Genomic DNA, 17,933 nt, shown 5'->3' with positions numbered 1-17,933 from the left:
TCATGATTCCTCTGCATGAGGACTGCGACCCCGACAACCCCAGTGATGCGTTCATCTGGGCGCTGGTGGGCCTGCCGGGCCCGCGCAATTCGCCGCTGCTGGTGCACCCCGACGTGCTACGCAAGTGGTCGAAGCATTTGTGGGACTTGGGTTTCCGTCACTACCCCGAGCACCAGTCCAAGGAGTACCACCCGCCTGCCCGTGGTGTCACACACTGGCTCAACGGTGCCGGGCAGTGGGCGGACAAGGGCACCCCGCGGCCGCCCGAGACCACCGCGCCCGATGTCGCTCAGTTGACCACGGACGAGCGCGCACACCTGGTGGAGCAGTTGCGCGAATCCGGTGAACTCAAGCACCTGGTCGATCCGCGCGATCTCGACTTGAACCATGCCCGGGTCGGCTCCGGGGTGGAGTCCGCCGAGAGCGAGCGATGACAAGCCCCGACAAGTCGGTCCCCTCCGGCGCGTATACCGGGGGGTCGATCCGCAATCTGCAAAAGGTCACCTGGGCCTCGGCGCAGGCTTCGATCATGTCCACCGTCCTGGGTTCCTTCCAGGGCGTCAGCGCGGCAGGCGGCAATCTGAATTCCGCTACGAAACAGGCGCTTTCGGTTGCCAACCAGGCTCAGACCGGGGCTTCGCAGGCACAGTCGGCGGCACAGGCCGTGCAGAACACCGCCGCGGCCAACTCGGCGGCTCTCATCGAACTGAGTGCCAACCAGACTGGCCAAACCACCGGCGGCGCCGCATTTTCCGATGTCTTCGGCCGTCCCGCACTCGGTACCGACTACAGCACGTTCAAGACCGGCCCGGTGGCGGATCTGGTGATCGTCGACGGACAGGTGCAGCTGAACAGGTCCGGGGACAACAACACCGGAGACGTTGTCGCACTGTCGAAGACCGTCACACGCACCGACGATCAGCGGGTGTCGGTCGTGGTCGGCCGGTCCCAGGAGTCCTACAACGCCAGCGCGAAGATCATCGTTCGAGCGGCGGCGGATCTGTCGACATTCGTGTACGCCCGAGTGTTCTCGGGCAGTGTGTACCTGGGCTACGGCACCCGTAGCGGCGCCACCACCGTCTACAACGACTGGGCGTCGGCGCAAGCCACCGTCAACACCGGCGATACCGTCACCATTGAGGCCGTCGGCAAGAACTATCAGGTGCTTGTCAATGGCGCGCCGATGGTCGGATACGCGGACACCGCCGTCGTCTCACCCGTTTCGGCGAACAACAGGTCGTTCGGGTTCGGTTGCCAGTACTACTGGTCGGGTCTGTTCCCGTACTTCTCGTTTGCCATCGCCGCACTGGCGGCTGCGGACCTGTCATCGCCACCGGTGGTAGGGACCGGTTGGGGTCTGTACCGGGTCAGCACGACTGCGATCACAGAGCCTGCCGGCGAGAACATGCTCGCCGCCAACACATTTGATTCGCCGCGCCCGCTGAACAATGTCACTGTGACAGATCTGGGGCGGGGCCAGGTGCAGGTGCAGAAGGCTGGTTGGTACGCGATCAATGTCGGATTCTCATTGTCCGGCACCACTTCTCAGGCTCGAGCCAACCTGTGGACAGCCCCGCAAGTAGGCGGTACCTGGACACTGCTGCGGGTCGGTGCCCGCACACCTACCGACACCAGCGTCAATACCGTCGGTGCCGCGTTCACCGTTTTCCTGGGACAGGGAGCCGTCGTGGCACCCGGCTACACCCTTCCCGCGAACGCGGGATTCGCCGGGCCGAACACTTACTTCGACGGCGCGCTCCTGAGCTACTGATATGCGATATCCCAAGGAGGCACGCAGTGACATCACCTGACCGCTCGGTCCCGCCCGGTGCCTATGTCGGTGGGGCGGGTGCCGGCAACGGCGTCTCGAACCTTCAGAAGGTCACCTGGGAGGGCGCCCGCGACTCGATCGTGCGTAGCATTACCGGATCCTTCGGGGGAGTGGCCAACGCCAGCACCAATTGGCAGGACACCACCGACAAGGCCCAAAGCGCCGCTGTCGCAGCGAAATCCCAGTCCAGCGATGCGAGTTCGACCGTGCGGAACGCGCAGGTGGCATCGACCGCCAATGCCGCACTCATCGCGAGTCTGGCAAACCGGCAGACGGGTCAGCAGACCGGCGGTACCACGTTGTCCGACGACTTCGAACGCACTGCACTCGGAACTGGGTATTCGACATTCAAGACCGGACCGATCGCGGACCTGACCATTGTCAGTGGGCAGGTTCAGCTCAATCAGCAGGGCGATCAGAACACCGGTGACGTGGTCGCACTATCCAAGACCATGCTGCTGACCGACGACCAATCGATGTCCGCGGTGATGGGACGGGCGAATCAGGCGTCCAATGTCGCTCTGGGACTGTATGTCCGGGCGGCCGCAGACCTGTCGACCTTCGTCTTCGCGGGCGTCAAATCCAACAGCGTCAGCATCGGATACGGCACACGCACCGGTGCCACCACGAAGTACACGCAGTGGGTCGCTGTCGCCACGACCGTGAACACCGGTGACACTGTGATCCTGCAAGCTGTCGGAGCCGGTTACCAGGTGCTGGTGAACGGTGTGCCCGTGCTGGGCTACACCGATAGCGCGAAGGTGTCACCGGTTGGTGCGGCCAATCGATCGGTCGGATTCAGCAGTGGCTACTACTGGTCGGGCTTGTTCGGCTACTTCACGTTCGCCATCGCGGGAATCGCCGCCGCCGATCTCACCAAGGTGCCGGTCACCGGGTACGGGTGGGCGCTGGTGCGCCTGAGCACGACCGGCGCGACGCAGTCATCGGGTTCTCGCGCGGTCGCCGCGGGCACCTTCGATACGGTTCGTCAACTGTCGGGCGTGTCCGTGTACGGCCAAGGGCCGGGCCAGATTCAAGTGCCTGTCGCGGGCTGGTACCGCATCAACGTTGGGCTGTACTACTCCGGCAGGGACAGCGAACTCCGCGCCGATCTGTGGTGGACTCCGAGCGCCGGAGGCTCCTGGGCGCAGCTGCGCACCGGCCCGAAGACGAATCAGATCCGCTCGGAGACAACACAGAACGGCACGGATGGCGACGGCAACCCGGTCTATGTCACCAACGACTATGGGTACGCGCAGAGCACCGCGGCCTCGTTTGTGGTCTTTCTTCCGGCAGGCGCGATCGTCGCGCCCGGCTACGCCATCAATGCGAACAACGGCCTCGTCGGCCCATATACCTACTTCGACGGGGCCCTGATCAATCGCGCGTAATCAATTCGCGCACTGGGGGTTTCGTCATGACTATTTTCGGTATCGACATATCCAACAACAACGGCGCGGACATCGACCTGACCGAGGTGGCGAGCGAGGGATTCGGCTTCGTATTCGCGAAGGTCACCGAAGGCGACTACTTCGTCGACGCCACCTGGCCAGCCTACCGCGATGCTGCGCGAGCGAATGGACTCTTGCTCGCGGGCTACCACTATCTGCGCGCCGACTGCGACGTGCAGGCGCAGGCCGAACTGTTCCTCGAACATCTCGGTGATGCTCCCGCCATGGTCGACTTCGAGGCCAATTCCGGTGATATGTCGACCTTTTGGGACTTCGTCAACGCGGTGAACGATCGCGGGCATCGGATCAGCCTGTCGTATATCCCGCGCTGGTACTGGCAGCAGATCGGCCGCCCCGACCTCTCGCGGGTGCCGGGGCTGATCCAGTCCAGCTATGTCAGCGGCGTCGGGTACGCGGCCGAACTGTATCCCGGGGATGTCTCGCCGAACTGGAACGGCTTCGGCGACCGGACAGTCGATCTGCTGCAGTTCACCGACTCCGCATTCGTCGCCGGACATCACGTGGACGCCAACGCATTTCGTGGCACAGCCGATGAACTGCGTCAGCTCCTCGGGCTGACCACATCTACTACCAAGGGAGACTTCATGGCTCTGAGTGAGGAGCAGCAGACCGACCTCTATCACAAGGTCTGCGAGATCTGGGACCAGCTGCGCGGGCCCGAGGGCCGGGGCTGGCCACAGCTCGGCGCCGACGCCCAGGGTGCGAACCGCACGCTGGTCGACGCCGTGGCGGATCTTGTTGCCGCGCAAGGCTCCGAATCCAAGGCGGCCGCGTGAACGCGGGCGCGTTCGTGGCGCGCAATTCCAAGGCAGTGGTGTCCGTGATCGGCGGAATCGTCAGCGTGCTTGCTGCCTCGGCGGCCATGCTGCACTACGCGCCCGCGCATATCGCCGGGCTGGGCGCCGGCCTGCTCACCGCGCTCGAACTGCTGCGCACCGTCAATGTCTGGATCGTAAAGAACGAACCCGTCATCGAGGCCGCCGCCGATGCCGCCGCCGAGCTGGTCACCTCGATCAGCGACGCGGTGGAGCATCCGGACGAAGCCCCGTCGGTGTCCGGAGCCACCTGATGCCGCTCGTCGAGACCACGGTCATGGGCGCGGCGACCTTTCTCGGCGGCTCGGGAGCCACGGGGTTCTATTCGTGGTTGCGGGCGCGCAAGCGAGAGCCCGCCGAAACCCTGCACGCGGAGATGTCGGCGGCCAAACAGGTGAACGACATTGCCCTGGCGACCCTTTCGCGGGTCGCGGACGAGCTGCGTCTCGTCACCCTGCGCCTCGACGCGGTCGAGGTCGCGCAGGAAGCGTCCATTCAGGAGCTGGACCGGGTTACCGGCCTGTTCCGGGAGGCATTGGCGGTCCTGCGCGGCGTAATCGAAGCGGCCCAGCACGGCCGCATCCCGGAACTGAACCTGTCCAAGGAACTGATGGACGAGGTCGAACACAGCAGAGGACTCCTATGACCACACCGATCGACCCCGGTTTCCTGGGCTACCAGCCGACGATCGAACCGCTGAAACTCACCACGGGCGCCAGCTTCGTGCAGACTATTCAGCCGTCCGGCGGCGCGGTATTCCCCACCGGCACAACGGTATCCATCGTGCTCACTACCTCCGGTGGTGCGTCGTTGGGCACGTGGCCCGCAACCGTTACCCCGACAGCCGCGACTTGGGCCGTGCCCGCCGCGACCTGCGATGCGATTCCGACGAACTCGCGTTACACGATGCTCGTCACGTACACCACCACTCCCGCGACCACCTACGCCTGGTACGAGGGCACCATCATCCGGACCTAGCTCCGGTTCCACTGCCGTTCCCATCCCGGGTTTCGGCGAATCATCGTTTCCCCCCAACAACAATGAAGGAGCCGTCATGGCCATCGCAGTAACCTCCACCAAGAACGTCCTGTGCGCCGCATACGCGGGCATCGCCCCCACGGTCTACGTTTCGGTCCACTCCACCGATCCGGGCGTCACCGGCGCGAACGAGGCATCCGGCGGTTCGCCCGCGTACGCCCGCGTCGCCACCACCTGGGCCGCCCCCGCCAACGGCCAGATCACCGGCAGCCAGGTCACCATCAACCTCCCCGCGGGCACCTACGCCTACGCCGGCCTGTGGAGCGCCGCCACCGGCGGCACCTTCATCGACAAGGTCGCCATCGCCCCCACCACCCTCGGCGCCCAGGGCACCCTGCTGATCACCCCCACCTTCAGCATGAGCTAACCCCCTCCACCAAACGTGTTCACCCCCAACTGAACCGGAGGGCGTCATGCCAGCACCCCTACAGGTGATCGCGTCGCCCGCGCCCGCGCCACCAACCTTCTGCACCCCGATCCCAGCGCCGCCCCTCACCAAAGTCACGGTCCCGGCGCCCCCGATCACCCTCACCGACGGCACTCGGGTCCCGGTAATCCCAGCGTTCGTCTACGCCGCCTTCACCGCCACCGCCACCCCCGCCGTCCCCTTCAAACCGACGTCAACGGCCCCCGCCCCCACGACGGGCACAGGCCAATTCACTGTCACAACCAAACCCTCCCAACCCACCCCACTCGCCCTCGGCAACGCCGCAACCGCCACAGCCAAGATCGTGATCGGCGCCGGCGGCAAGGCCGTGGTCTCCGCCTTGCTCGGTGCCACAGGCACTGCTGCGGCAAGTAACGCCGTTTTGGGCGGCGCAGGCGGCCTGTCGGCCGTGGTGACCCCCAATCTGTCCGCGCAGCCGGCGTTCTACGCGCTCGGCACAACAACAGCGGCAGTCGTCGTCCGCTAGCGAGGCGTCACCGACCGCTCTCGAAAGGGCCGTGCTCGACCCCTCAGAGGTCGAGCACGGCCCTTTCGGCATATCGTGCCGACCCCCTCGATCAGGCGAGGCACTGCTTCTGTTCCTCGGTCGCTCCGCGCAATGGAGCGGCCGTTTTCATCGAATTCCGAGGAAGATGCCGTGGCACCACAACCGCCAGTTCAAGGTCCGTCAATCGCCGAGAGCGAAGGCAAGCCGCGTGTCGCACCTGCACCCACTCAGCCCTCCAAACCGAATACCACGCCGCCGGCCGCGAGCACGCTTACTCCGAAGCAGCAGGAGCTAGCCGGATTGCTTCTGCCTGGCACTAATCCTCAGCCTCAGCAGCCAGCTCCGGTCGGCGGCATAGAAGACCTCGATGCGCTGGTCCGTAACCCGCCCAAAGATGGTCAGACCTTGAACCTGCCCAGTGGGATGACCATCAAAGACGAGCAGGTCGACCTACCGAACGGGTTGATCGGAAACAAGACGACGGCAACCGTTCCCGGCCTGGCCGAACCAGTCGTGACAAGTCCGGGACTGATGTATACCCATCAGCAACAGGCTGGTCTATTCAAGACCGATGATTCCTACACACCTCAGCAACGAGATCGCGACCTCGCCCTGGTCAATGGCCAGTTGGTGGTGCCGTACAACTCGGACGCTGGCGCCCAGGCCGCAGCCGCCAACCGTCTGAACGCGCATTGGAACCAGGCCGGTCTGGCGAAAACCACCGATGGTGCCACCGTTCTGCCCGGTCTTGGGTACAGCCCGGCCCAACTTGCCAACGACTTGAGCTTGGCCGGCACCACGGGGGCGCTGGATGCACGCAGCGAACAACTCCGCCACGACGCGCAAGAGCGACTCGCGAAGTACTCCTACACCAAACAGGACCAAGACGACGACCAAATCATTAATCAGCGCCGCTACCTGCCCGTCGACGATCCGATCCGCCAGGCCGAAGTTCGGCGACTCATCCTCGAAAAGGGCCTGACCCCCGCCGACGCGCAAAGAGCGTTCTGGCAGGAATCCGTAGACGCCCAGCATCGCCTCGAACAAACCGGCACACCACTTCTTACTCCAGCGCAAACCAAGGATCTACAGAACACCACCAGGTCCTACGGCCTCGACCCACGCAAGCAATACACGCCCGACAACACTCCGTACAACCCTGATCACAAATTCACAGAGTCAGACTTCCGCAACTGGCTCGGTGATGTAACAGGTCTCAATGACCTACGGGAAGGCGTCGAAAATCACGACTGGGGCCAAGCAGCCTTGGGCGGAGCGACCGCGATAATCACGCTGGTCCCCGGCGCAGATGTGGCTATTCTGGGCAAACTCGGCAAGGGGATGGCCCGTGTGGGAGACAAGCTCGCTCCCGAAATCGGTCCCGAAATCACGGGCCTCGGGGGCGTTGCGCGAGGCGGAAAGGGAGACAGCAGTGGGAGTCCGCTTTACCACCCGTGGGATGGCGGTCCCCAGCCGACATTGTATCAACCTAGCGCGATACGACCGGGCCTTACCGAGCCGCAGCCCTGGAACAAACCTAGACCAGGCGCCGGAGCCGAAGCTGAGCGCGATCTTCTCTCCGAATCGCTCGACTCGTCCGCTGCTAGAGGCGGCCACGGGGGTCGTGGAGATAGCGAGGCGAATCTGCGGGGCTCGGGCTCGGTGCGTGCAGAGGGAGACGGCTCGCCGCTGGATCTGGACGAGCGGTTTCCGGTCCGTCAAAAGAGCCCGGCCAAAATCAAGGATATGGCCGACGCATCCGAGATTCTCAACGCATTCAAACTGGGCAACGACGGTAAAGAATCCCTGGGGCAGGCTCTGTTCGATGGTTTTTCGGATGGAAGTTATGCTAAAGATCGCGCACTCGAAGTCGTTGGCTCAACGGCAAAATATGGAAAGAACGCCATCCTCGGTGGCGTTAGAGATGACGCATTGCGCTGGGCGTACGAGAATAGCGAAAAAGGGAATCCTGTCAACTTCGCGAATCTGTACGAGTATTACAAAGTTGCGTATGACGATATTCGAGAATCGCTCATCAAGGGTGTTGATTATGTCAATAAATCCGAGAGAGATGCCGTTGCTGCCAGTAGATTGAAAAATCTCATTGATACCGGAACGCTAGATACTCAGCTAGCGCTTGATAGAGGAGCGGTCAGCCGAAGCGGCCGGGGATCGCAATTCGTTAATCCATTCCTGGTTGACGGCGAGCGAGTCAAAGCCATTCAAAATCTAAAGAACCTGGGATTCGACGACTGGGACTCTAGCGCGTACCACGCCAGGAAGCATTGGCGGGAGATGCCAACGCCCGAATCGACTAGAGGGGCACCGGATATCGTTGCATATCAGAACAGTGCTGAAGCGACAATTAAGTACGGCAGGTTAGTCGGAGTTTCCCAGGAACCGTATGGTGCATTGAAATATGTTTTTCATCGCACAAAACTCGTCGACGGAAAAATAGTCACCACGGAGTCGATTGTAGAATTCAATCCCTACACCGGAAAGACATCGATAGCTTCGTATGGTGGCGCCAAAGCGGTAAAGATCGAACCTGGCGGAAAACTGGCTCCAACCTATCATATTCCTCCTTTGCCGTCAGATTTGACGTCAACTACGTTGAACCTTTCGGGATATTCTCCGCAGGGTATGCAAGATTGGCAGCATGTTCTCCGGGATGGGTTCAGCCCGTCAGGCTCGATTCCACTGCCGTTTCTTCTGAGTGGATTGGCGAATTCAGGCGCCGCACAACAGGATGAGCACAAAGCCAACGGGCCTCAGTCGCAATCTCTGCAGGGCGGTGGCCTTGTTGCAAATATTCTCAGCACACTGAATCTGCATCACGACGCAACGGTCGGCATCGCGGCTACTGAACTTAAAAGTGGAAGAATTGCCGGGACGGACGATCGACCTCTCACGATAAATATCGCGCAGAATGACAAGATTTCCTCGCATCCATATACGGCTGAAGCCTTCGCGACCTGGACGGCGGGGATGCATATCGTCTAGTATTATTAGCAGTATCAGGTTCGCGATCCAGGCATCGGCAATCTATCGACTGAAAGGTGTAATTACTGTGATTGGTAGCTCCGGAGGGCTAAAGCAGTGCATGGATTCGGCTATCCTGTCATTTTCGAAGTCTTCGCCGGTTGTGGATCCAACTGGTTCGGTCACTAGGAATTACGAGGCTTTTTCGGATGGAATGTACATCCTGCTCGAGGTTCAGGAAATATTGTCCGATGATGGACACGCCGAGGACCTGGATCTAATTGCTTTTCGTTCCAGAATTGTCGAACTGATGAAGCTGAATGAAGATAATCTCTGGACTTACGTTAGTTTCGCTCTTGATTCAGCGCTACAGTCCTCCGAGCATGGGTGGCTCGAGCCCAGCATGAAACGCTCGGTAATCCAGTTCCTTCTCGACGAATATCCAGGTATGCTCGAAATCTTCGATGACGAGGATCGCGGCTACCTCGATGAAATGGACGAATTCATGCGCGAGCGCGGTCCTCTCACAGAGGCTATCCCTGAATCGATGATTCCTGCTTGGGTGCCCGCGAGCCATTGGTGGTGGCGTCATGCTACCTGGACTTCGGCAAGCTCCATCGGTCAGTGATAGCGGCCATTAATTCTGTACGACTTTGACTGGCAGAGTGTCCAGCGTTGCGTACGATCTCCGTGATGCCAGACAGTATTCCCTCGAATAGACTCAGCATCAACATTGATGAATGTGTTACATCAGGAAAATGTCTATTGTGTCCTGAATGTCCTACTTGGAGACAGCGGGTGCGACACCACTGGACTTGGTTCCCCTCGGAATCAGGAGAATTAGTTTGACCGTCAGGTTTCGTTCCTCCGAAGAATGCAGTCTGCTAGCGCGCTGTGCGCTCGCCAGGTGGGTCCTCGGCTGGATACGAGAGCGTGATCAAGGCAGTTGAGGATCCAGATCGCGCGGGTATGATCGCGACGCTGGGAAGCATCGATCAAACGGCGGCACGGAAGTATGTAGCGGACTTCATGCGAACTTCTCCAAGCCGATGGGCGATAGAAGAGCTCGGCGCTCTCGGAAGGTTGTGATCGTGATGGACGGTCCGTCGCTGGTAGAGTCGATAGGTGCTGTAATTGGTCAACTCGAGCGATCGCTACTATACGCCGATTCGGCGGCACTTGATGGTTTAGGCTTGCGCAATGCGGTATTCGCAAGCGCCATGAGCGAACTGCTTGAGGTTCATGTAAGTGAATGCAGCCCTCGAGTTTCCGGTGAGAATATCGACGAGCTCAAGTCTGTCGTAGTCGATTTGGTTGGGAGTAATCCTCGTAGTTTGCGTCGATAAATCGACGACTCCATAGGGGCTGCCATACGCGTGTCGATCGATGGAAGGGACCAGGCCTGTATCCGCCGCACGGCGGTTCAGCTTCTTTTTGACGACTATCCTGGATCCTCTAATATTTTCACCGACGAGTACCGTAGCCTAATCGACGAAATGGACGAAATCTTGATGACGGGGGCGAGCGAGGTCGATCCGTTACTTGAAATCCTGATTCCAAATCATGTGCCTGCCTCGCATTGGTGGTGGCGCCTGCCGGCCAGCGCCGCGACATAGATACCCGGCGCGCTGATTTGTTTTGATTCGTTGATCCGCTGCCTGGAGGAGAAAATGGATATTGCTGGTTCAGAGTCGAATCTGCGAGAAGGTCTCCGGACGATTGGTGAGCGTATTTTGGCTGAGCAGTCGACGCTGCCTGCGGATCCGCTTCTCGCAGAATTTTCTCGGCTGATCGACACGGCTCATGATCTGACTGCCGTGAATTCTGCCCTACTTTGGGCGTTGGAACCCGGAGCATGTCCCGCTGGTGCGGAGGTGCTTCGGTACTTCGCGCATCGGTATAGGTGGCGGTGGCTGCGACAAGAGGTTGAAGCGCGACTGACGGCAGCCTCCAGCGGTTCGCGCAACCTGCGTGGTGCCAGGCGGTATGAGTGGATACTCGAGGCTTTCGATCGCGAGTGGAACGATATGGATTACTACCCTTCTTTACAGTGAAGCTTGACTGGTGGCGGCGGTCGACGTGCGGCAACTCCTGTTTGGTTAGTGCACTCAACCTAAAGTTGGGTGCACTAGCCACGGACGGCAAGGCCGGTGACCGCGGGCCTATGCGACGGCCGTTCCTTCGAGCTCGACCAGCTGGCCGGGGATAGCGAGGCGCGTCACCCCGAGCATCGTGGTCGTGGGCGCGACGCCTGCGGCTCCAAGTCGTCCGGCGAGGACGCCGTAGTGCGGGAACAGCGCGTCGATGTCGGTGGTATAGACATTCAGGCGAACGAGGTTCGCCAGCGACATCCCCGCCTCGCTGAGCACCGCTTCGAGGTTCTCCACGGCCAGTTCGAGCTGTGCCGCCATATCGCCCTCGTGCTCAGGGCGGCCGTCCTTGCTCATCGCGGTCTGCCCCGAGATGTACAGCGTCCGTGACTCTCCGGAAACGATCTCGCCCTGGTTGAAGCCCATCTCCTGCGACCAGGTCACCGGGTTGACTGCCGTGCGTTCCATTGCCACTCCAATCGTTGCGCTCGAGCGCCCGGGGCCCGATGGCCACCGTCGTCGACGCTCGAGAGAAGAGATTTCCAGCGATACATGACATCCTGTGTCATGTTTTCCGGAGAGAATCGAAGCTGTGCGCGCCGATAGGTTGGTCTCGCTGGTACTGCTACTGCGCCAGCGCGGCCGGATGACCGCGGATCAGCTGGCCACCGAGCTGGAAGTGTCCGTTCGCACCGTGCTGCGCGATATCGAAGCGCTGTCCACGGCGGGCGTGCCGGTCTACGCCGACCGTGGCCGGCACGGCGGCTTCTCGCTGCTTCCCGGCTTTCGCACCGAACTGACCGGACTGAACCACCACGAGGCACTCGCCTTGCTCACCGCCGGATCAGGCCGGGGCGAAAAGGCTTTCGGGCTCAGCTCGGCCCTCGCCTCGGCGATGCGCAAGGTGGTCGACGCGCTGCCCGAAGGCCATCGAGCCACCCTCGACGATGCCGCCAAACGGTTCCTGGTCGAGCCGGAGACCGACCTGCTTTCGCGGCGGGCAGGCACAGAGCAAGTGGCGACCGGGGTGATGGACGAGGTGCGGCACGCGGTACTCGCCGGACACAAACTCCGCTTCGAGTACGGCGCACCCGACAAGACGCCGCGCTGGCACACCGTCGATCCACTCGGACTAGTGACCGTCCGAGACCGCACGTACCTGCTGGCGACGAAGTCCGGGGAGGATCGCACCTATCGGTTGTCGCGAATGTTGTTCGCGGAGAAGCTTTCCGAGCCCGCGGAGCGCCCCGCCCAGGTGGACCTCGACCGGATCTGGGCCGACCGAAGCGCACGCTTCCTCTCCGAGGACCACATCCCGGTCCTGGTCAGGGTCAAGTCCACCCGCCGAGAAGAGCTGCTCAACACCACCCGCAGTGTCCGCGCGGAGCACCCCGAACCAGACGGCTGGGTTCGCCTCGAAGTGACATTCGAGGATCTGCGACATGCGATTTGGGCGATCTGGCAACTCGATACCGCCGTGGAGGTCCTGAGCCCTGATGAACTCCGCACCGCGCTGCGCCAACGCGCTCTGGCTGTCGCCGCACGATACGGGCCCTGACGCTACGAATTCACCAGTCGGGCAATCGCGGCCGCGACCTGCTCGGGTTGTTCGGCGGGGATGATGTGCTGGCAGTCGGCATCCTCGAAATGCGCGCCGACCTGTTCGGCGTATCGGCGCTGATATTCGCGCAGGGTGTCGAGATTGCGGGCCTGATAGCGCGCGGCACTGGTCGAGGACAGGACGGTGATGCCGGATTTCGGGGGTTGTGGTGGGCGGCTGCGGAATTCGTCGATCGCCGCCGCGACGGCCGCGATCTCATGCCGGGTGCGGGCGAGGTCGGCGGGGGTGAAATCCTCCGACAGCATGGTGGCGTAGGTGTCGGCGGGGAATTTGCGTCCGTAGGAGCGGGTCAGGAGTCGCATGAGCGGCGGGTAGTGGCTCAGCGCCTGCTGTACGGCGAGGATGCGATCCGTCTTCTTCGCAGTCGGAGCCCAAATGTCGTACGTGGGAGCGTTTTCCGGTGTCGGGTCGAGCAGGACGAGCCCGGCCGGGGACAGCGTTTCCGCCGCGCGGCGCACGATCAGCCCGCCCATACTGTGCCCCACCAGAATCAGCCGGTCCGGTGCGAGCGCCTCGACCAACGCCACCAGGGTGGCGGCCATATCGTCGATGCTTTGAGGCGCGGCGGGGGCGGCGCTGCGGCCGCGTCCCGCTCGGTCGTAAACGACGGTGCGCGCGTCGTTCCGCAATAGCGGCACGACCCGATCCCAGAGGGTGCGCCCGGCCCCGGCGCCGGACTCGAACACCACCCACGTTCCCCCGCCCCCGGCCTCTTCGAAGTAGATGTCGTTGCCGTGCACTGTCATTCGGCGCCCAGGCGTATCCCGCATGGCGGCTTCCTCCCAATCGATCCCAACTTTGGGAACGGTACCAGGAATGGGATAGTTGCGATATGGACCCGACAGAGCTGCTGCTGCACCCGGTGCGATTGCGCCTCATCCACGCACTGGCCGGCGGCCGATTGCGCACCGCGGGCGAGCTGTGCGAGCGCCTCCCCGATGTGCCCCGCACCAGCGTCTATCGGCACCTCGGCCTGTTGACCGAGGGCGGAATGCTCGAAATCGGCGATGAGCGCCGCGTGCGCGGCGCCGTCGAGCGCTCATACCGCCTACGCCCCGACCGCCCAGCCGTCCCCTCCGACGCCCCGATGACCGTCGAAGACCACCGCCAAGGATTCGCCGCCGCCATGGCCGTCCTGATCGCCGAATTCAACGCCTACCTCGACCGCCCCGACGCGAACCCGATCGCCGACTCGGTCGGCTACCGCCAGGGCACCCTCTGGCTCACCCCCGACGAACTCGACACCATGCTCACCGGCTTCCGCGACATCGTGGCCCCACTCGCCGCAAACGAACCCGAACCGGGCCGACGACCGTACTTGATCAGCCCGATCCTGTTCCCAGGCGAGGAACCATCGACGCCGAACTGAAGGCATTCGCCGTGTCGACCTATGCTCGGTGGCCGTGACCGCCGATGAGATTCCCAAGCGCCGTTTCCTGGTGTGCCACGACTACGGAATGGGCGGCCTGTGGTGGTGGATTCACGCCCGCTCAACCCGCGAGATCGCTGAAACATTCGCGGAGACAAAGGTTATCGAGGATACGACACGATTCTCGGAGGCGTTCACGCGCGATCTGACCGAGGTCGACATCGATGAGCCCAGCCCGCCGGGCCTACAGGATCTTCGTGAACAACGAGACGCCCAACGCACCCGCCCCGGCTTCGGAGCGCTGGCCGACCGAGCCGTGCTGTACACCCGCCAACGCTGGGATGAGGCGGAAGACATTGCGGCAGCCCACTACTTCACCGAGATCATCGACGGCTACCGCACTCGCCAGGTGGAGGTCCGCGACACCGGAGAATCGGTCCGAACCGGCCTCGACGACTTCCCCTTGAACCCGCCCATCGACCTGTGGGACCCAGACCTGGCGGCCCACGAGATCACCGCGGCAGAGTTCGAAAAGACCTGGGAGCGTGCTGTTCCCCCACCCGAAGGCTGGTACGGCTGAGCGCACCTCAGGTCAAGCGTCGCGCGGTCGAGCGAGGTCGCGTTCGATGAGAGAACGGATGTACGCGGACTTCGATAGCCCGAGCCTGACCGCGCGAGCAGCGACACGACGATCCATATCGTCGGACATCTGCACAGTGCGCGGCTCGAGTGCGGGATCGGCATCCTGTCCCAGCTCGACGGACAGCTCGACCTCGAGGTCGGTGAAGTTCAAGCGACCCAACAGGTCGTTCACTTCATTCGGGGTGGTGGGGTCGAGTGGATAAGTCATCGGTGTACTCCCACCGCTCGTACCGATAGAGTTGTACGCCCGTCAATGCGCGCGTCGGGAATTCTATTGGACTGCCGGGGATTACCTAAGGGTTGTTCCACCTCGGCTTCGATCGGTTGCGACTTCGTGAGTGTCGCAGGGAGTTCCGGCCGTTGCGGCGTCATACGCTGCGGTTATGGGCGATGACATCGGGGTGGCGGGGCGTATCGAGGTTGGATATTCGCATCTGTTCGCTGGGCTGGAGTTGCGGCCTGATCGGGATGCCGATGAGTACGAGATCGAGTTCTCGGATGGGTCGGTGGCGCGGGGTGAGGTGCTCGAGGATGCGGGTGGAGGTGGGGTGTTGCGGGTTGAGTCGTATCGGACGGCTGCGGGGACTGATATGCCCGAACGGGTTTGGACGTTGCGTGCGGGTGGGGCGGGGGTGTTCAAGCTTGGGCGGGCGTTGTGAGTGGGGCGCGACGTGCGAGGGCTGCTGAGAGGTAGGGGGCGGTTCGGCTGCGTGGGGAACGTGCGACTTTGGCAGGGGTGCCTTGGGCGACTACTTGGCCGCCGTCCTGGCCGCCGCCGGGGCCCATGTCGATGATGTGGTCGGATTGGGCGGCTACGGTCATGTCGTGTTCGGCGATGATGACCGTCGCGCCTGCGTCGACCAGTGAATGTAGTTGGCGGACGAGGACTTCGGTGTCGGCGGGGTGGAGGCCGGTGGTGGGTTCGTCGAGTAGGTAGAGGGTGGCGGCGCGTTTGGTGCGTTGGAGTTCGGAGGCGAGTTTGACGCGTTGGGCTTCGCCGCCGGAGAGTTCGGTGGCGGGCTGGCCGAGGCGGAGGTAGCCGAGGCCCACCTGTTGCAGGGTGGTGAGGGCGCGGTGGGCGGCGGGGGTGTCGGAGAGGAAGTCGGTGGCTTCGTCGACGGTGAGGTCGAGGACCTGGGCGATGTTGTTGTCGCGGTAGGTGATTTCGAGGGTTTCGGGGTTGTAGCGGGCGCCGTGGCAGGTGGGGCAGGGGGTGTAGGTGCTGGGGAGGAAGAGGAGTTCGACGGTGACATAGCCTTCGCCCTGGCAGGTTTCGCAGCGGCCGCCCGCGACATTGAAGGAGAATCGGCCTGCGCCGTAGTGGCGCTGTTTGGCTGCGGGGGTGGCGGCGAACAGCTTTCGCACCGTGTCGAACAGGCCCGTGTAGGTGGCCAGGTTCGAGCGGGGTGTGCGGCCGATCGGCTGCTGATCGACTTCGACGACCCGGTCGATAGTCGACTCGGAGGTTGCCTGCCTGGAAATCGCGTGCAGGAGCGTCGATTTGCCGGAACCGGAGACGCCGGTGATGACGGTGAGGACGCCCAGCGGCAGCTCGACATCGAGCCCATGCAGATTGTGTTCGGTGAGATTGCGCAGTTTCAGCGCACCGGTGGGCTTGCGTGGGATGTGCTGGGGTTCAATCGAATCCGGGAACAGATAGCGCCGAGTGGCTGAGTCCTGGACGTCGTGCAGTGCGTCCAGTGGTCCGCTGTAGAGCACGTGCCCGCCCGCTGTTCCCGCGCCCGGACCCACGTCGACGATCCAGTCCGCCTGGCGCACCACGTCCATATCGTGCTCGACCAGAAAGACGCTGTTCCCCGAGTCGCGCAGGCGCATCAGCACCGAGGTCAGTGCTGCTGTGTCGGCCGGATGCAGTCCAGCCGATGGTTCGTCGAGCACATAGACCACGCCGAACAGCCCTGAGCGCAACTGGGTTCCGAGCCGCAGACGCTGGAGCTCGCCGCCGGACAGGGTCGGGCTTTCGCGAGACATGCTCAGGTAGCCGAGCCCGAGTTCAACCGGCACCTCGATGCGGGCGATCAGATCCCGGCTCAGCACCGCCGCAGCATCATCACCCGAGGCGTGCGGCCGCAATACCTCCGCCAACTCGGCCAGCGGCAGGCTAGCCAATTCGGTGATGGTGCGACCGGCAAAGGTCACCGCCAGCGCCTCGGGCCGCAGCCGTTCCCCATGGCACAGCGGACAAGTCCGCGTAGTCAGGAACTGCGCCGCGCTCTTGCGCCGCGCCTCACTCTTGGATTCGGAGAAAGCCCGCAGCACAAGGTTTTTCGCGCTCGTATAGATGCCTTCATAGGATCGCTGAATGCGCCCTGCTTCACGCTGAGGCCGCACCGTCACCACCGGCCGTTCCTCGGTGAACAGAATCCACTGCCGCGCCTCGGCGGGCAGATCCCGCCATGGAATATCGATGTCATACCCGAGCGTCGCGAGAATGTCCCGCAGATTCTTCCCATGCCAGGCACCCGGCCAAGACGCGACCGCGCCGTCCCGAATGCTCAGCCCGGGATCCGGCACCATCGATTTCTCGGTCGCCTCGTACAGCGTTCCCATCCCGTGACACTGCGGGCACGCACCCTCAACGGTGTTGGGCGAGAACGCATTCGAATCCAGATGCGCTGCCCCGTCGGGATACCGTCCCGCCCGCGACAGCAGCATCCGCAGATAGTTCGACATGGCTGTCACGGTGCCCACGCTCGACCGCGACGACGGCACCGCCCGCCGCTGTCCCAGCGCCACCGCGGGCGGCAGCCCGGTCACCTCGTCGACATCGGGCGTCTCGACTTGCTGCAACAGCCGCCGCGCATAGGGCGCTACCGATTCCAGATACCGCCGCTGCGAATCGGCGTACAGCGTGCCGAACGCCAGCGACGACTTCCCCGACCCGGAGACCCCGGTGAACGCCACCAACGCATCGCGCGGCAGCACGACATCCACCCTGCGCAGATTGTGCACGCGTGCACCGCGTACCCGGACATACGGATCGACCTCGGGCGACCTCATGGCAGCAAACGCTACCCAGCTCGCCGCGGGCGTGCTCGCGGCGCTCCGGATCGATGTCGGCCGGATCCGATCATTCCTGCGTTGTCGCAAATGCGACAGAATTCTGAAAAATGGATG

At 62.9% G+C, this 17,933-nt stretch carries 20 protein-coding genes; 16 read left to right on the top strand and 4 right to left on the bottom strand.

What is annotated here, in order from left to right; genetic code table 11:
- Positions 1-2: 2 nt before the first annotated feature.
- The 12 genes from ACFC0O_RS17880 to ACFC0O_RS17825 all read left to right on the top strand — a co-directional run bounded on the left by ACFC0O_RS17880 (position 3) and on the right by ACFC0O_RS17825 (position 10,689).
- Complete coding sequence (locus tag ACFC0O_RS17880) at positions 3-434, top strand: DUF2744 domain-containing protein (RefSeq protein ID WP_375959059.1); 432 nt, start codon at positions 3-5, stop codon at positions 432-434.
- A complete protein-coding gene (locus ACFC0O_RS17875) occupies positions 431-1,771 on the top strand; it encodes a hypothetical protein (RefSeq protein ID WP_375959057.1) in 1,341 nt (446 codons plus the stop codon). Before ACFC0O_RS17880 ends, ACFC0O_RS17875 begins: the two co-directional genes overlap by 4 nt.
- Positions 1,772-1,797: 26 nt before the next feature.
- Positions 1,798-3,222 (top strand): hypothetical protein, encoded by a 1,425-nt coding sequence (locus ACFC0O_RS17870; RefSeq protein ID WP_375959055.1) that lies wholly within the window; start codon positions 1,798-1,800, stop codon positions 3,220-3,222.
- Between the two features lie 26 nt (positions 3,223-3,248).
- Positions 3,249-4,079: a glycoside hydrolase family 25 protein gene (locus ACFC0O_RS17865; protein WP_375959053.1), complete on the top strand. Its 831-nt coding sequence runs from the start codon at positions 3,249-3,251 to the stop codon at positions 4,077-4,079.
- A complete protein-coding gene (locus tag ACFC0O_RS17860) occupies positions 4,076-4,372 on the top strand; it encodes a hypothetical protein (protein ID WP_375959051.1) in 297 nt (98 codons plus the stop codon). The genes ACFC0O_RS17865 and ACFC0O_RS17860 overlap by 4 nt, the downstream gene beginning before the upstream one ends.
- Positions 4,372-4,764 carry a hypothetical protein gene (locus ACFC0O_RS17855; protein ID WP_375959049.1) on the top strand — a complete coding sequence of 131 codons (393 nt, stop codon included), beginning with the start codon at positions 4,372-4,374 and terminating at the stop codon, positions 4,762-4,764. The genes ACFC0O_RS17860 and ACFC0O_RS17855 overlap by 1 nt, the downstream gene beginning before the upstream one ends.
- Positions 4,761-5,096, top strand: coding sequence for a hypothetical protein (locus tag ACFC0O_RS17850; protein ID WP_375959047.1), 336 nt, complete (start codon positions 4,761-4,763; stop codon positions 5,094-5,096). The genes ACFC0O_RS17855 and ACFC0O_RS17850 overlap by 4 nt, the downstream gene beginning before the upstream one ends.
- A gap of 76 nt (positions 5,097-5,172) precedes the next feature.
- Positions 5,173-5,523: a hypothetical protein gene (locus tag ACFC0O_RS17845; protein WP_375959045.1), complete on the top strand. Its 351-nt coding sequence runs from the start codon at positions 5,173-5,175 to the stop codon at positions 5,521-5,523.
- A gap of 46 nt (positions 5,524-5,569) precedes the next feature.
- Positions 5,570-6,070: a hypothetical protein gene (locus tag ACFC0O_RS17840; protein WP_375959043.1), complete on the top strand. Its 501-nt coding sequence runs from the start codon at positions 5,570-5,572 to the stop codon at positions 6,068-6,070.
- Positions 6,071-6,241: 171 nt separating this feature from the next.
- Positions 6,242-9,094, top strand: a complete 2,853-nt coding sequence (locus ACFC0O_RS17835; protein ID WP_375959041.1) for a hypothetical protein — start codon at positions 6,242-6,244, stop codon at positions 9,092-9,094.
- 100 nt (positions 9,095-9,194) lie between these two features.
- The gene (locus ACFC0O_RS17830) at positions 9,195-9,701 is read left to right on the top strand and encodes a hypothetical protein (RefSeq protein ID WP_375959039.1); all 507 of its coding nucleotides are present in this window, start codon (positions 9,195-9,197) and stop codon (positions 9,699-9,701) included.
- A gap of 748 nt (positions 9,702-10,449) precedes the next feature.
- Complete coding sequence (locus tag ACFC0O_RS17825) at positions 10,450-10,689, top strand: hypothetical protein (protein WP_375959037.1); 240 nt, start codon at positions 10,450-10,452, stop codon at positions 10,687-10,689.
- A gap of 546 nt (positions 10,690-11,235) precedes the next feature.
- Here the strand turns inward: ACFC0O_RS17825 and ACFC0O_RS17820 are convergent.
- Entirely contained in the window at positions 11,236-11,631 is a 396-nt protein-coding gene (locus tag ACFC0O_RS17820) for a RidA family protein (protein WP_375959035.1), read from the bottom strand.
- A 124-nt stretch (positions 11,632-11,755) separates the two neighbouring features.
- Here ACFC0O_RS17820 and ACFC0O_RS17815 point away from each other — a divergent pair, with 124 nt between their 5' ends.
- Positions 11,756-12,721, top strand: coding sequence for a helix-turn-helix transcriptional regulator (locus ACFC0O_RS17815; RefSeq protein ID WP_375959033.1), 966 nt, complete (start codon positions 11,756-11,758; stop codon positions 12,719-12,721).
- Positions 12,722-12,723: 2 nt separating this feature from the next.
- Here ACFC0O_RS17815 and ACFC0O_RS17810 read toward each other — a convergent pair whose 3' ends face one another.
- Complete coding sequence (locus ACFC0O_RS17810; RefSeq protein WP_375959031.1) at positions 12,724-13,554, bottom strand: alpha/beta fold hydrolase; 831 nt, start codon at positions 13,552-13,554, stop codon at positions 12,724-12,726.
- 62 nt (positions 13,555-13,616) lie between these two features.
- On the opposite strand from ACFC0O_RS17810, the gene ACFC0O_RS17805 reads away from it, so the two are divergent.
- Complete coding sequence (locus tag ACFC0O_RS17805; RefSeq protein WP_375959029.1) at positions 13,617-14,153, top strand: helix-turn-helix domain-containing protein; 537 nt, start codon at positions 13,617-13,619, stop codon at positions 14,151-14,153.
- Positions 14,154-14,187: 34 nt separating this feature from the next.
- Positions 14,188-14,733: a hypothetical protein gene (locus ACFC0O_RS17800; RefSeq protein ID WP_375959027.1), complete on the top strand. Its 546-nt coding sequence runs from the start codon at positions 14,188-14,190 to the stop codon at positions 14,731-14,733.
- Between the two features lie 12 nt (positions 14,734-14,745).
- Here ACFC0O_RS17800 and ACFC0O_RS17795 read toward each other — a convergent pair whose 3' ends face one another.
- On the bottom strand, positions 14,746-15,003 hold the full coding sequence (locus ACFC0O_RS17795) for a hypothetical protein (RefSeq protein WP_375959025.1): 258 nt from the start codon (positions 15,001-15,003) through the stop codon (positions 14,746-14,748).
- Between the two features lie 175 nt (positions 15,004-15,178).
- On the opposite strand from ACFC0O_RS17795, the gene ACFC0O_RS17790 reads away from it, so the two are divergent.
- Complete coding sequence (locus ACFC0O_RS17790; RefSeq protein WP_375959023.1) at positions 15,179-15,454, top strand: hypothetical protein; 276 nt, start codon at positions 15,179-15,181, stop codon at positions 15,452-15,454.
- Here the strand turns inward: ACFC0O_RS17790 and ACFC0O_RS17785 are convergent.
- A complete protein-coding gene (locus ACFC0O_RS17785) occupies positions 15,432-17,816 on the bottom strand; it encodes an ATP-binding cassette domain-containing protein (protein ID WP_375959021.1) in 2,385 nt (794 codons plus the stop codon). The two genes, ACFC0O_RS17790 and ACFC0O_RS17785, sit on opposite strands and share 23 nt — an antisense overlap.
- Between the last annotated feature and the right edge of the window lie 117 nt (positions 17,817-17,933).

It is taken from the genome of Nocardia sp. NPDC056100 (genome assembly GCF_042266325.1).
Taxonomy (GTDB): domain Bacteria; phylum Actinomycetota; class Actinomycetes; order Mycobacteriales; family Mycobacteriaceae; genus Nocardia.
This window is presented reverse-complemented; position numbering and strand designations above follow the sequence as displayed.